Annotated in this window: 12 protein-coding genes; 4 read left to right on the top strand and 8 right to left on the bottom strand. The window is 52.6% G+C overall.

From position 1 onward, the window contains the following. Nucleotides 1–100 precede the first annotated feature (100 nt). Complete coding sequence (locus RHM61_RS16215) at nucleotides 101–1,075, bottom strand: tyrosine-type recombinase/integrase (protein WP_322248329.1); 975 nt, start codon at nucleotides 1,073–1,075, stop codon at nucleotides 101–103. Between the two features lie 184 nt (nucleotides 1,076–1,259). On the opposite strand from RHM61_RS16215, the gene RHM61_RS16210 reads away from it, so the two are divergent. After that, nucleotides 1,260–2,300, top strand: a complete 1,041-nt coding sequence (locus RHM61_RS16210; RefSeq protein WP_322248328.1) for a DNA-binding protein — start codon at nucleotides 1,260–1,262, stop codon at nucleotides 2,298–2,300. On the opposite strand, the gene RHM61_RS16205 is transcribed toward RHM61_RS16210, so the two are convergent. Both RHM61_RS16205 and RHM61_RS16200 read right to left on the bottom strand, forming a co-directional pair. Next, on the bottom strand, nucleotides 2,297–2,884 hold the full coding sequence (locus tag RHM61_RS16205; RefSeq protein WP_322248327.1) for a class I SAM-dependent methyltransferase: 588 nt from the start codon (nucleotides 2,882–2,884) through the stop codon (nucleotides 2,297–2,299). The genes RHM61_RS16210 and RHM61_RS16205 overlap by 4 nt on opposite strands. Before the next feature lie 5 nt (nucleotides 2,885–2,889). Further along, nucleotides 2,890–3,708, bottom strand: a complete 819-nt coding sequence (locus tag RHM61_RS16200; RefSeq protein WP_322248326.1) for a phytanoyl-CoA dioxygenase family protein — start codon at nucleotides 3,706–3,708, stop codon at nucleotides 2,890–2,892. Nucleotides 3,709–4,027: 319 nt separating this feature from the next. Between RHM61_RS16200 and RHM61_RS16195 the strand changes: the two genes are divergently transcribed. The 3 genes from RHM61_RS16195 (at nucleotide 4,028) to RHM61_RS16185 (ending at nucleotide 7,133) form a co-directional block, all read left to right on the top strand. Then, nucleotides 4,028–4,321 carry a FeoA family protein gene (locus RHM61_RS16195; RefSeq protein WP_322248325.1) on the top strand — a complete coding sequence of 98 codons (294 nt, stop codon included), beginning with the start codon at nucleotides 4,028–4,030 and terminating at the stop codon, nucleotides 4,319–4,321. Further along, the gene (gene feoB, locus RHM61_RS16190; protein WP_322248324.1) at nucleotides 4,322–6,223 is read left to right on the top strand and encodes a ferrous iron transporter B; all 1,902 of its coding nucleotides are present in this window, start codon (nucleotides 4,322–4,324) and stop codon (nucleotides 6,221–6,223) included. Nucleotides 6,224–6,575: 352 nt separating this feature from the next. Beyond that, entirely contained in the window at nucleotides 6,576–7,133 is a 558-nt protein-coding gene (locus RHM61_RS16185) for a hypothetical protein (protein ID WP_322248323.1), read from the top strand. 133 nt (nucleotides 7,134–7,266) lie between these two features. Here the strand turns inward: RHM61_RS16185 and RHM61_RS16180 are convergent, their stop codons facing one another. The 5 genes from RHM61_RS16180 to RHM61_RS16160 form a co-directional block, all read right to left on the bottom strand. Continuing rightward, on the bottom strand, nucleotides 7,267–7,524 hold the full coding sequence (locus tag RHM61_RS16180; protein WP_322248322.1) for a CopG family antitoxin: 258 nt from the start codon (nucleotides 7,522–7,524) through the stop codon (nucleotides 7,267–7,269). Beyond that, a complete protein-coding gene (locus RHM61_RS16175) occupies nucleotides 7,508–7,798 on the bottom strand; it encodes a BrnT family toxin (protein WP_322248321.1) in 291 nt (96 codons plus the stop codon). The genes RHM61_RS16180 and RHM61_RS16175 overlap by 17 nt, the downstream gene beginning before the upstream one ends. A gap of 308 nt (nucleotides 7,799–8,106) precedes the next feature. After that, nucleotides 8,107–9,708: an ABC-F family ATPase gene (locus RHM61_RS16170; protein ID WP_322248320.1), complete on the bottom strand. Its 1,602-nt coding sequence runs from the start codon at nucleotides 9,706–9,708 to the stop codon at nucleotides 8,107–8,109. Nucleotides 9,709–9,837: 129 nt separating this feature from the next. Further along, nucleotides 9,838–11,337 (bottom strand): PhoPQ-activated pathogenicity-related family protein, encoded by a 1,500-nt coding sequence (locus tag RHM61_RS16165; RefSeq protein WP_322248319.1) that lies wholly within the window; start codon nucleotides 11,335–11,337, stop codon nucleotides 9,838–9,840. Between the two features lie 122 nt (nucleotides 11,338–11,459). Next, the gene (locus RHM61_RS16160) at nucleotides 11,460–12,689 is read right to left on the bottom strand and encodes a voltage-gated chloride channel family protein (RefSeq protein WP_322248318.1); all 1,230 of its coding nucleotides are present in this window, start codon (nucleotides 12,687–12,689) and stop codon (nucleotides 11,460–11,462) included. Nucleotides 12,690–12,752: the final 63 nt, after the last annotated feature.

The following is a 12,752-nucleotide window of genomic DNA, read 5'->3' as shown; positions in this document are numbered from 1 at the left end:
TGATAAATTGTAAGTAAGTATGTCTCTGTGCTAGGACTATAGATGTTTTCTTGAGGCAATAAAATATCTATTAATACATTTCGCTAAAGAAATTTAACAATCACTGCTTTCGACCCAGCAGCTTAGTTAAGGCGTTTTCTTTAAATTGGTCGGCCTCTTCGATATAGCCATGCACGGTGCCGTCAAAACGCCACCCGCCTTGCCGTTTGATAGCACGGAAAGTCGCCCCGGCGCGGTGGGCGCTGGTGGCCATGCCGCGACGCAGGCTGTGACTGCTCAGGCTGCCCACTTCGGCCAAGCCGGCGCGACTCGCCGCTGTTGTTAAAATGGCGTTGATGCTGGCCGCATGTAAGGCTGCCTGCCCCACCCTGCCCCATTGATCGATGCGCCGAAACACAGGCCCGCTGACGATACCGGCAGCACCGGACCAGACCTGCAGTGCGCGCGCCGGGCAGCACAGGCCGTCACTGGACGGTATCGCCTTTTGGATACCGACACCAAGTTGGTCGGTCTTCGAGCGCGCCAGCGTGATTGTGATGCCCTCTCGTTCCCACTTGATATCTTCAAATTGCAAGGCGACGAGCTCGGAGCGCCGCAGTCCGCCAAAGTAGCCAATTTGCAACAAGGCGTTATCGCGTTGGTCGCTTAATTGTTCACTCGGAGTGAGCATGGCGACGATGACTTCCAAGTCTTCGATCATCAAGGCGCGCGCTTTCTTTTTTGGCTTGCCGTGGATGCGCATGATGCCGGTGAGGATTTTGCGCACCTGTGGCGCGGCGCATGGGTCGAGAAAACCTTGTTGTTTATGCCATTGAGAGAGCGCGGTTATTTTCAAACTCAGGGTGCGCGGATTGAGTGTTTGAGCGTGCGCGATCAGATAGCGGGTCAGGCTCGCCTCATCGGCCGGCAAGCTGGCCCCCCAGTTTAAAAAATGCCGCACGGCTGAGCGATACGCGCGACGGGTATTGTCAGCGGTGGCGGCGCTTAAAAATTGCGCTTGCAATGCCGCTACGCTGGCTAAGTCGCTCGGCGCATTTTGCGTCTCCGGTGAAATCAGCGCATTTTTTTTCAACATGGTGCGAAAAGCTTTCTGGTGTAATGGTGCTGGCGAGGCATATGGAATGTGCAAAAATTGCTGCTTATCACACGCGATAATATATCTTATCGCATGTTAAAAAAAAGGAAAAGTTTCTTTTTATTATTTCATTAAATAAGATAATATTACGTAATACAAATACGTTACAAAATCAGGAAAAAAAATGGCGCGACCAGGAATTGATTATTCAGATATCAACAAAGCAGCCCTGCAAATCGAGCAGCAAGGCAAGGCACCAACGGTGGATTTGGTGCGCGCCGCGCTCGGCAATACCGGCAGCAAAAGCACCATTGCCCCGCTACTAAAACAATGGAAGCAAGAGCGACAAAACCACCGCTCACAAGATGAAGCAGGCTTACCCCCCACCCTGCTCGGGGCGCTGCGCAACGTACACGAATTACTGCAAGCGGAATGCACAGAGCAATTAGCTAAACAGCAAGAGATACATGAGCAATTTTGTTTGGTGGCAGAGCGCTTGGCGGCGCAACAGCGTGCGGAAATCGGCAGCTTGACGACGCAGTCGGCGCGCTTACAAGCTGAATTATCACTAGCTAATGGGCGTATCAAAGATCTTGAGGATGAGGTGCGAAGCTTGACCCAGCAATGGCGTGACGTTCTCGCCGAACGCACCAGCTTGACGGCCCGCTGGGAAGATGGACAGGCGCAGATAGCAAGCTTGCAGCAACAATTACAAACGGCACAAGCTCAATTTGAACACTTTCAGCAAGCCAGCGGCCAGCAGCGCACGGCCGACAGACACAGCTATGAGAGCCGGATCCGGCAAGCCGATGCGGAGCTGGAACACGGCCGCAGCCAATTCATGCAGGCACAAAGTCGTGCGACTCGACTCGAAGCCATGCTAGGGCAGCAGCAAGCGAGCAATACCGACTTACTCAGTGAGAATGCGGCGCAAGCGGCCGCCTTGGAAGTGACTGAGGTGGAGAAGCAGCGAAGCGCCGAGCAAATGCGTGAGTTGCTGCTGACCAAAGAGACGCTGCGCAGCATGCTCGAGCACTGCCAGTTCTCGCAGCGTGAGGAGCAACTCGGGCGGCGTGCGGCAGAGGAAGTGAAGGATTTACTGAGCGCGCAATTGGCGCAACAAAGCCGCATGATTGAAGATCAACAGAGCGCACTGCTGGCGCTGATCAAACCGGTCGAGGCGCCGACCGCCGCGACCAATATGCCCGAGAGCACGCAAATTTAATCGATATAAGAAAACTGCATTGTTCGAGCATCGATATTTTTCTGCGTATTTTTACGCGCAATCAGGGCGTAATGCAGTGGAAATAAATTGCGATCCGGCGTATCGAGCTTTTTAAAGTCGATAATATCAAAATTGCGGAACAAGACCTTCAGTCCAAATTCAGTGAAACGCCAGCAATCGGGAACCGGACCATGTATGCGCGCGTTGAGCGGAGTGGAAACGACGACAAAACCACCGTCTTCGAGTATCCGCGCGATCTCACTGACGGCCGCGAAGGGGTCGACCACATGCTCCAGCACTTCCATGCAAAAAATGCCGGCGAAGCGCCCGCTCGCCAAGCCGGGATTGGTGATCGTCAGATCAGCAATGACATCTGGCGTATAGGTATCATCGATATCGAGCGATAAAATGCTCTTATCTGCATAGACCGAACGAATGTGGCTTTGTTTTTGCGGGCCGATTTCCAACCACTCAGCGGTCGATTGAAATTGTTCGATGATGGCTTTGCTCTCATCGATATACGCATTGATGAATTGGCGATGCAGAGGAAAATAAGTGTTATCAAATTCTGATGGCAGTGACATAGTATTTATTGCTCGCTAAGTTTAGGGCTGAGTTGGTCGATTTGTTGATACAGAGCACGCAGTCTTTGCGTTCTCGAATTGGCGAAGATCTCATCCGGACTCATGGCTAAGCGCCACGGCGATTGTCTGACACCGCAAATTTCCATTACGGTGGTCGGCTCATCAATGTGCTGCAGATGCACTTCCAAATAGATGCGGTTTTTTCGACTGACATTCTCGGGCGATTGGTGCCATATGGCCGAGTTCATAATCAAGATATCCCCGGCTGCCAGTTCTGCGGCAAGCGAAGGATAGCCAGGCGGCAGAATGTCGGCAATTTCTCCGGCATCCCCCAAAGAACCATAGTGATGCGTGCCCGGGTAAACCCGCAGGCCACCATTCTCGGGGCCGCAGTCGGTCAGTGCAATGAATAAAGAATAACGCTCCAAGCTGCCAATTTGATAGCAACAATCTTGATGCAAAAATACGGCGGCATAGTCACGCTCATCTTTTTTAACCACGCGCAGGAAGTCGGCACCGACTTGCCCATTAAAAAATTGGCCGGCAATATGGATAAACGCCGGTTCGCGTAATATCTGGTTCAGAAATTGCCCGGCACCTATCTTCACCTCAGTCAAATGGTGCGCCGTCTTAGTCAATCCACCCTGCTTGATTTCTGACAGATACGAGGCGAGGTAAGGCTCAATGAGCGTGGCCGGCAAAGCATTCTTGAGCAAAAACACCCCCATTTGCTTGAGCACAGCATGATCAAGCACCTCCGACATATAGGCTTTTGCACATATCAGCTCTTGCAACTGCTCGACTGGGGCTTGGATTTTAGGCATTAAATTTCCTGATGAGTAAGCTCTAGGAGTCTGCCGGAATTAGGAGTAATCGGCTGCACAATCGCTTCGATTCCCTAAGTCCTACAGGCTCCCAGCATTGTAGTGTGATCTTTTAGAAAATACTATCTGCAATCCTCAGGAAGATAAGCTAGGGTGACGGCACAGACAATTATACTAATAGCAATACTTTATCCTCTGTTCGGGCGCTTGAACTGGATGCAGATCAATAAAACCGTGTATAACAATTGAATGCTAACTGATATTGATATATATTCTCATTATCATTTAGCGCTTCAACCTTGATTAAAAGATATGATTCATGAGTAGTTTTCCAATTGATGCAACAACGACCACCACGCTCGATCGCCTGCAAATCGGCGAAACAGCGCTGGTTGACGATGTTGAACATACCCAGGCCGATACCTCGAGTTCCATGCGCGATATCGCGCGGCGCTTGAAGGAGCTCGGTTTTGTTCGTGGCGAGACCGTGAAGGTCTTACATAAAGGCTATTTCGGTGGCGAACCGCTGGCCGTGCGTATCGGGCAGTCAACATTTGCATTAAGGCAATTCGAAGCCGCCCTGATTGCTGTCACCAAACCGCGGACGGCTTAAATGAGCAACATAAGTAATATGAGCAATGCCAGCCTGTTTTCACCACGCATCGCCTTGGTAGGCAATCCCAATTGCGGCAAAACAGCCCTCTTCAATCGCTTGACCGGTGCGCGTCAAAAGGTCGCCAACTATGCCGGCGTGACGATAGAGCGCAAGCTTGGCAAATTTACGGCCAGTAATGGTCGGGAATGGCAGGTACTCGATTTACCTGGCACCTACAGCATGCACGCGATTACCCCGGATGAAAAAATTACCGAGGAAGTTATCCGTGGCTTGCGTGCCGGCGAAGCCTTGCCGGATGCGGTGCTGTGCGTGGTCGATGCGACCAATCTCAAGCGCGGTCTGCGCTTGGCTTTGGAATTAAAAAGTCTGGGCTTGCCGCTGGTGTTGGCCGTCAACATGATGGACGTTGCAAAAAAACGCAATATCAAGATCGATATTCAAGCTTTGCAACAGCACCTCGGTGTGCCGGTGGTGGAAACGATTGCCGTTGAATTTCACGGACTGGAGGCCTTGCAAGTCAGCTTGGAAACGCTGGCGCGCAGCTTGCCCAACGCCACGACGATTGCCCAGCAAGAGCGCGCGACGCCAGAAGCGATACAGGCAGCAGCCAATACGATACTGCAAGCTTGCGTCCAAGGTGGGGAAGACAATGCGAGGCTGGAATTACCACTCAGTTATCGCATTGATCGCTGGATCTTGCATCCCCTGTGTGGGCCAGTGATCTTCGCTGCCTTGATGTTTTTAGTATTTCAAGCCGTGTTTGCCTGGGCCCAGTGGCCGATGGCGTTCATCAAGGACAGCATGGATCATTTGGGCAGCGTGCTCGAGACCGTCGTGCCGGATGGCATGCTGCAAGGATTATTAGTCAAAGGTGTAGTCGGTGGGGCTGGCAGCGTGTTGGTATTCTTGCCGCAAATTGTGATTTTATTCTTCTTCATCTTGGTGATGGAAGACTCGGGCTACCTGCCCCGCGCGGCGTTTTTGCTCGATAGAATTATGGGTAAAGTCGGTTTATCCGGACGCGCCTTCATTCCTTTGCTATCGAGTTTCGCTTGCGCCATTCCCGGCATCATGGCAACCCGCACCATACAAGATCCGCGCGATCGCCTCGTCACGATCATGATCGCGCCGCTGATGACATGTTCAGCACGCTTGCCAGTGTATGCATTGATCATTGCCGCCTTCATACCGGAACGCTCGGTGTTCGGCATCATCAGCCTGCAGGGCTTGGTTTTGTTTATTTTATACTTGGCCGGTATTGCGTCGGCGATGCTGGTGGCCTTGGTGTTCAAGAAAAAATGGGGCCTGAGCCAGCAACATCCTTTGATGTTGGAATTGCCCGATTACCGCTGGCCTAATTCGCGCAACTTGGCTATGGGTTTGTATGAGCGCGCGAAAATTTTCACTACTCGGGTAGGCACAATTATTTTAGCGCTGATGGTCTTGCTGTGGTTTTTGAGCAGTTTCCCGGGTGCGCCTGAGCATGCCACCCAGCCACCGATTTACTACAGCATTGCCGGCTACCTCGGGCGTATGCTGGAGGTGGTGTTTGCTCCCATCGGTTTCAATTGGCAGATTTGTATCGCCTTGGTGCCAGGTTTGGCAGCGCGCGAAGTGGCTGTTGCGGCACTCGGCACCGTGTATGCACTGTCACAATCGGGCGACGACTTGACCCGCTCGCTCGAACCCTTGATCGCGCAATCATGGAGTTTACCAACCGCCTTATCGCTGCTGGCTTGGTATGTATTTGCTCCGCAGTGCATTGCGACGCTCAGCGTCGTTAAGCGTGAGACCAATACCTTGCGCTACCCTTTGATGATGGCGGCGTATTTGTTCGGACTGGCCTACTTCGCCTCGTTCATCACCTTTGAGACAGCCAGTTTTTTCATGCGTCACTGATCATGCAGACTTTCATTACCTTCCTGATTTTATTTACTGCCGCCATCTACTTGTTGTTGAAGTGGATGCCTTCCTCATGGCGGCGGCGGATAGGCGCGAAATTGGCAGACCATCATCCACGCTTGGCGACGCGTTTTGAGCATGCGCAAAAATCCTGTGCCAGCTCTTGCTCATCCTCGTGTAATAGTTGTCAATCGTCGCCCCCAGTTGTCAGCGAAAAGCCGGTAATTTTTATGCGTAAGCTCTGATCTGCCCGAAGCTGCTATAGCGTACTCGGCCAGCCTCAGGTATGCTTGTGTGCATTATCAGAAATGAATTCTGATTCCAAGCACCATTTCGGGACACTGCGCCAATGTTCGCTAGCATTTACGATAAAACTGACAAAGGTCGCGAGGAAATCGCGACCCGCAAACACCAACTCAGCACACGACTACGCACCCTGCTGGTAATGGTCGACGGCAAGCAAAGTGCGACCCAATTATTGGCCCGAGTGGCAGCACTTGGGCTCGATGAAAGCAATGTGGCCGAGTTGATTGCCAATGACTACATCGCGGCCTTGCCGGTACTGCCAGAGCCAGTCACTGTGGTGACAGTCCAAGCGGAACGTACGGAAAACAATACCGAGCATGCCCGCGAATTGGCGCAAATCGAGGCGATTTATACTTTTTTCAATGAAACCATTAAAAGCATGCTCGGCTTGCGTGGCTTCGCCCTGCAATTGAAAGCGGAGCGCGCCCAAACGCTGGACGACTTCAAAAAGCTGCGTCATCCTTATATTGAAGCAATTCTCAAATCGAAAGGCCGCGAAACCGCACGCAGCCTGCGCGACCGCCTCGATCATTTACTCTATCAAGGTGACAAAGGGATCAATTCAGCGCTGGTACGGGACAGCCTGGTCGACGATTTGTAAGTGAGGCGCAATCGTACTTTTCGTACAGATTGCCATTCCCCCACTTATCTATTGATGTGCCCGTGAGCAAATGGTGAAAGCTTGGCGACATCCTCGTCGAGCACTGGGGCCGGGTGCCGGGCGTAGCCGATGATCAGCGTGCAACATCACTCTCAAGCAGCATTCGGACATAGCGCGTGTAAGGTATTCCTTTGGCTTTTGCCTTGGCCTTCAAAGCATCGAGCAGATTTTGAGGAAGGCGCATGTGCATCGCCGCAGATTTCGGCGCAAACTCAAAGTTCATCGGCTTGAAACCAGATAAGTCGTACCGAGAAAGATCTGCGGTATCAACGAATTGCTCAGCATCCGCATCACTCACAAGCGATGGCATGGGTTTAGCTTTGGTTTTCATAGTGATCAATCTCCTTTTGGTGCATGTAGCGTGAACTGATGGGGCGAAGCATCGCATTTCCATTAAGCTTGCGCAAAACGAAGACCAGAAAGACGTAGCGCCCTGCCTTCGTTTTTCCGATAGCCCTCATGCGCGGCTCATCCGGGTGAGGGTCTTTCATAACGGCAGGCGTTCCCAATAAAACCTGTTCAATTTCCTCACGGGATACGCCGTGTTTGCCGCACTTCGGCCAGTTACCGTCATCCCAATCAAAGCCTGTTATTTTCATCTTCATACTATACACGTTTGTCTATACAAAATAGACTATCGGCTAAAACGGTATTCATGACACGCCCAAGTGCAAGCTGGTAGGCGTGTTGACCACGTGCCGACTCCGCGGGCAAGCTCGCTTCTTCTCGAGTAGCACCAAGTCGCCCCAGGAGCCTGAGCCGACGCAGATTAAATCGCAGTGGAATTGTCCGTTGCCAATGAGGATGCAATGCAAGGCGCCTCAGTGGCGGCGGGCAAACCGCTTGGATTAAATCTACGCTTCCCCGAATATCGCTTATTACAGTTTCGCTCCCAATGGGCCAATCAAGAAGTTTACTCGATGCCCTGACTGCTCAGGTATTCTTCATAAGTACCGCGGAAATCGATGATTTCATTTTCTTTGATTTCCAAAATCCGCGTTGCCAGCGACGAGACGAATTCGCGATCATGCGACACGAAAATCAGGGTGCCGGCATATTTTTCCAAGGCAATATTGAGTGATTCGATCGACTCCATATCCATGTGATTGGTCGGCTCATCCATCAACAAGACGTTGTGACGTCCCAGCATGAGTTTGCCGTACATCATGCGCCCTTTTTCACCACCCGATAAAACTTTGACCGATTTCTTGACATCGTCGCCACCGAACAGCAAGCGTCCGAGGATAGAACGCACGGCTTGATCATCGTCGCCCTCTTGAGTCCATTGGCCGATCCAGTCGGTGAGGTTTTTATCGGCAGCGAATTCTTCGGTCGGATCTTGCGGCATATAACCGACATTGGCATTTTCCGCCCATTTCACTAAGCCGCGATCAGCATGCAGATGAGCGATATCATCACCGCCGATACAGCGCAACAGCGTGGTTTTACCGACACCGTTAGAGCCGATGATGGCGATACGTTCGCCGGCTTCGACCATCAGATCGACATTTTTAAACAAAGTACGCTCGTAGGCTTTGCTCAAACCCTGAGTTTCGACAGCCAAACGATGCAATTTCTTTTCGCCATCGAAACGCACGAAAGGATTCTGACGGCTGGAAGGCTTGAATTCTTCGATCTTGATCTTGTCGATTTGTTTGGCGCGCGATGTCGCTTGGCGCGCCTTGGATTTATTGGCCGAAAAGCGGCGCACGAAATCTTGTAATTCGGCGACCTTCTCTTTGGCCTTGGTATTGTTGGCCATTTGCTGCGCACGCGCTTGCGTCGAAGCGAGCATGTAATCATCGTAATTGCCGGGATACACCTTCAAGGTGCCATAATCCATGTCGGCCATATGGGTGCACACTTGGTTGAGGAAGTGGCGATCATGGGAAATGATGATCATGGTCGAATTACGCTCATTGAGCGTATCTTCGAGCCAACGAATGGTATTGATGTCGAGGTTATTCGTCGGTTCGTCGAGCAACAGAATATCGGGATTGGAAAACAAGGCTTGCGCCAACAGCACACGCAACTTCCATCCCGGCGCAATGGCGCTCATACTGCCCTGATGCTGATCGGTTGGAATACCGGCACCGAGCAGCAGTTCGCCGGCCCGTGCTTCGGCCGTGTAGCCATCGTATTCGGCAAAGCGGGCTTCGAGATCGGCGGCCTTCATGTAGTCATCGTCAGTCGCTTCGGGGTCGGCGTAAATGGCATCGCGTTCGGCCATGGCGGCCCACATTTCGGTATGCCCCATCATGACGACGTCGAGCACACGCATGTCTTCGAAGGCAAATTGATCTTGGCGTAATTTACCCAGACGTTCGTTCTGATCGAGCATGACTGTGCCCGACGATTGTTCGAGATCGCCACCGAGAATCTTCATAAAAGTCGACTTGCCGCAACCATTGGCGCCGATCAAACCATAACGGTTGCCTTCGCCAAATTTGACGGTGATGTTTTCAAACAGCGGCTTGGGGCCGAACTGCATGGTGATATTTGCGGTAGAAAGCACAGAAAACCTTTTGCAATAATGATATGAATTAACCGTATATTATAACATCGCCTCTGCGACTGGCTTTTGTTGTCAGTGCCGTCCGTGGAAATATTTATGACAGGCGCACGGATAGGCAAAGCCGACGGCCTATTTTGTCGTGCTTTTCTCGCCTATGGTTTGGCAAGCCGGCCCAGTACCAAGCGCCGGCTGTTCAGGATAGCGCTGCGGCAGAATTTGCACTGGCGTCGTTACCACCATACCATCGGCAAATTCGGCTTCGACGAAGCTGGCACTCCACCCTGCAGTCGGTATTGCTTGCATGACAGTCACACTGTTGGCAAGCTCCAAGCTGTTCGGTGTATAGCGTATGCCGCAAGCAAAGCGAAAATCACGTGCTAATGGATTGTGTGCGCTCCATTGTGTGATTTTCACCGGAGTGTGCGAGAAGCGCACGGTGAGTTGCCCAGGGTCTTTGCTGTTATTGCCGGCGGCCTCGATCGTAATTTGTGGCAGCGCTTGGCCGCGCTGCATCCGATTAATGAAACTGACGAGCGAGTTTTCGACCACATCGCGAATGCCGTAGTGGCTGGAGTTGGGGGCACTGCGCAAGGTTTTTTCGCCCGGCAAACGGGCATAGAAAAACTGTGTGTTGTCGGGCACGAAAAAGTCGTCGCCGCTGGCATTGACTATATATTTAGGAATGGCGAGTCGCGCCGCATAGGGGCTATCGAGATAGCGCAAGGGATCTTCGATCTGCAACAGTTGTGTAAATGCCGTGCTTTGGCGCGCACTGGTAACGCCGGCACGTTGATAATCGGCGAAGGCAAGCGGCCATTGCTGACCATAGCTGTCATAGGTATGCTGCATGACGCGATCCATATTGAGTATATCGAGCACGAACGGCACGATTGCCGTGATGCGCGGATCGGCTATGCTGGCCAACCAGACAGCCCAGGCGCGTTTGGATGCGCCGGTGGCAATGAAACGGTCGATTTTCCAAGCCAGTAATTCTTGTTGCGCCAAATCCATGGCTTTCACCAGCGTTGCCGCCATCGGTAGGTGCATGGGCAGGAAGGCATGTGCTTTTGTATCCTGCATGAATAAGTTCCAGCTGTGGGCGACGGCACTATCCTCGCGGCGTGCCTGAGCATCATCGGCAAAAGTCAGGTATTGATTCGGAATGTTATTGACCGAAATCACGATGGTTCTGGTCTTTTTGGCGATCGCCACGGCCATGGCTTCGGGAATATCGGACAGTGGTCGCAGCCCATTTTGCCCGGCCGCTACATTGATGCCGTTATTGCTGACCAGCAGCGCAGTCTTGTTGAGTGCGTCTGCGGGAATGTAGATCTCGACATCGTGTTTCCAGACCGCTGGGGTCACCATGCCTGCCGGCGACCAGTTTTGTGAAGTCAATTCGTAACGCCGTTTTTCGACACCGTCGACTTGACTACTGCCCTTGTCGAGGTAGACCAGTTTTTGTTCCGCTTGTGCCGCGACATAGCAAGCCAATACTTCGCTATGGCGATAATCACGCTGCTGTAAACAGCGTGTGGCGCTGCCCTCGGCGCGCGCAAGGCCGGCACCACAGCCGCTGAGCACAAGCAGGCAGCACAGTGCCAGTAATTTGGTAAACGAATTTTGCATGGAGTTTCTCGCAGTAGCTTGATTGGATAGCTGTAAGTCGTATTTGACCGACCGAGTTCCAAAAAATTCCATGGGATAAAGATTATTTTTTAGACATTGAATCAATTCAATCAGTTTCCTCGTTAGGGACCCACTTGGTTTTCGCCGCGACCTTGCGCACGGTAAATACCGGCATGCCCGGAACAAAGAAAGCTGACGGCGCAAGCGATGGCCGCAAAAACCCCGACATCGGCACCGAAGAGTTCGATGGCCATCAAAGTGGAAGCGAGCGGCGTATTGGCGGCACCGGCAAAGACGGCGACAAAACCCATGCCGGCTAACAGTGAGAATGGCAGTTGCAACAGCGGTGCCAGCGCATTACCAAGCGTGGCACCGATAAAAAACAAGGGAGTCACTTCGCCCCCCTTGAAGCCGGCACTGAGTGAGGCAATGGTCAGCATGGCCTTGGCAGCGAAATCGTAGACTGGCACGGGTTGAGCAAAGGCTTCGACGATGACCGGTATACCCAGTCCGATATAGCGCTCGGCCGCGCCGAACCAAACGATGGCAAGAATCAGGCAGCCGCCGAAAAACGACCGCAGCGGCGCATACGCGATACGCGCTGTAAACCAAGCACTGCCGCGATGCGTGAAGGTGGCGAACAGGCGCGCGCACAGGCCGAAGCAAGCGCCGGCGATGATCATCATCAGCAAATTGCGCAAGCTCAGCGGCGGGATCTGCGTGATCAGGTAATGTGTGTGCTGTACCCCCCAAAATAAGCCGACTTGATCGGCCAGAACGGCGGCGATCAAGCATGGCAGCAGGGCTTCGTAGCGCAAGCGGCCGATGATTAAGACTTCCAAACCGAAAATCGCCCCGGCCAGCGGTGTGCCAAATACCGAGGCAAAGCCTGCACTGATGCCGGCCATCAGCATGATGCGCCGGTCCTCGGCAGCGAGGCCGATGGCGCGGTTCAGTTGATCGGCCAAGGCACCGCCCATTTGGACGGCGGTGCCCTCACGTCCAACCGAGGCCCCGAACAGATGCGAAGTCACGGTGGCGGCGAGTACCAGTGGCACCATGCGCAAAGGGATGATTTTTTTGGGATTGTGAATTTCATCGATGAGCAAATTATTGCCAGCTTCGACCTGCTGGCCATAATGCAGATACAAGTAAGCAACCACAAAACCAGCCACCGGCAAGAGTAGCAGCAGAGCGTGGTGCGCTAAGCGAGCCGCCGTGGCGCGCTCGAGGGCAAATAGAAAAAAAGCTGATGCACTACCAGCCAAGACGGCCACCAGCGCGGCCAGCAAGGTCCATTTGATGATGTGCAGAAAGCTGCTCAACAGGCGCGTATTGCTGGTGTTTTTCATAGCTTACTATGGTAACAAAAAGCGCAGCCTGAGCTGCGCTTTTTTTTGCTTACTCGGGTTTCT

The sequence above is a fragment of the Undibacterium sp. CCC3.4 genome (genome assembly GCF_034347425.1).
Classification (GTDB): domain Bacteria; phylum Pseudomonadota; class Gammaproteobacteria; order Burkholderiales; family Burkholderiaceae_D; genus Undibacterium.
This window is presented reverse-complemented; position numbering and strand designations above follow the sequence as displayed.

Bases quoted from the DNA above. Each gene is read 5' to 3' on its own strand.
- RHM61_RS16215 (WP_322248329.1), bottom strand. From the start codon at position 1,075: ATGTTGAAAAAAAATGCGCTGATTTCACCGGAGACGCAAAATGCGCCG.
- RHM61_RS16210 (WP_322248328.1), top strand. From the start codon at position 1,260: ATGGCGCGACCAGGAATTGATTATTCAGATATCAACAAAGCAGCCCTG.
- RHM61_RS16205 (WP_322248327.1), bottom strand. From the start codon at position 2,884: ATGTCACTGCCATCAGAATTTGATAACACTTATTTTCCTCTGCATCGC.
- RHM61_RS16200 (WP_322248326.1), bottom strand. From the start codon at position 3,708: ATGCCTAAAATCCAAGCCCCAGTCGAGCAGTTGCAAGAGCTGATATGT.
- RHM61_RS16195 (WP_322248325.1), top strand. From the start codon at position 4,028: ATGAGTAGTTTTCCAATTGATGCAACAACGACCACCACGCTCGATCGC.
- feoB (WP_322248324.1), top strand. From the start codon at position 4,322: ATGAGCAACATAAGTAATATGAGCAATGCCAGCCTGTTTTCACCACGC.
- RHM61_RS16185 (WP_322248323.1), top strand. From the start codon at position 6,576: ATGTTCGCTAGCATTTACGATAAAACTGACAAAGGTCGCGAGGAAATC.
- RHM61_RS16180 (WP_322248322.1), bottom strand. From the start codon at position 7,524: ATGAAAACCAAAGCTAAACCCATGCCATCGCTTGTGAGTGATGCGGAT.
- RHM61_RS16175 (WP_322248321.1), bottom strand. From the start codon at position 7,798: ATGAAGATGAAAATAACAGGCTTTGATTGGGATGACGGTAACTGGCCG.
- RHM61_RS16165 (WP_322248319.1), bottom strand. From the start codon at position 11,337: ATGCAAAATTCGTTTACCAAATTACTGGCACTGTGCTGCCTGCTTGTG.
- RHM61_RS16160 (WP_322248318.1), bottom strand. From the start codon at position 12,689: ATGAAAAACACCAGCAATACGCGCCTGTTGAGCAGCTTTCTGCACATC.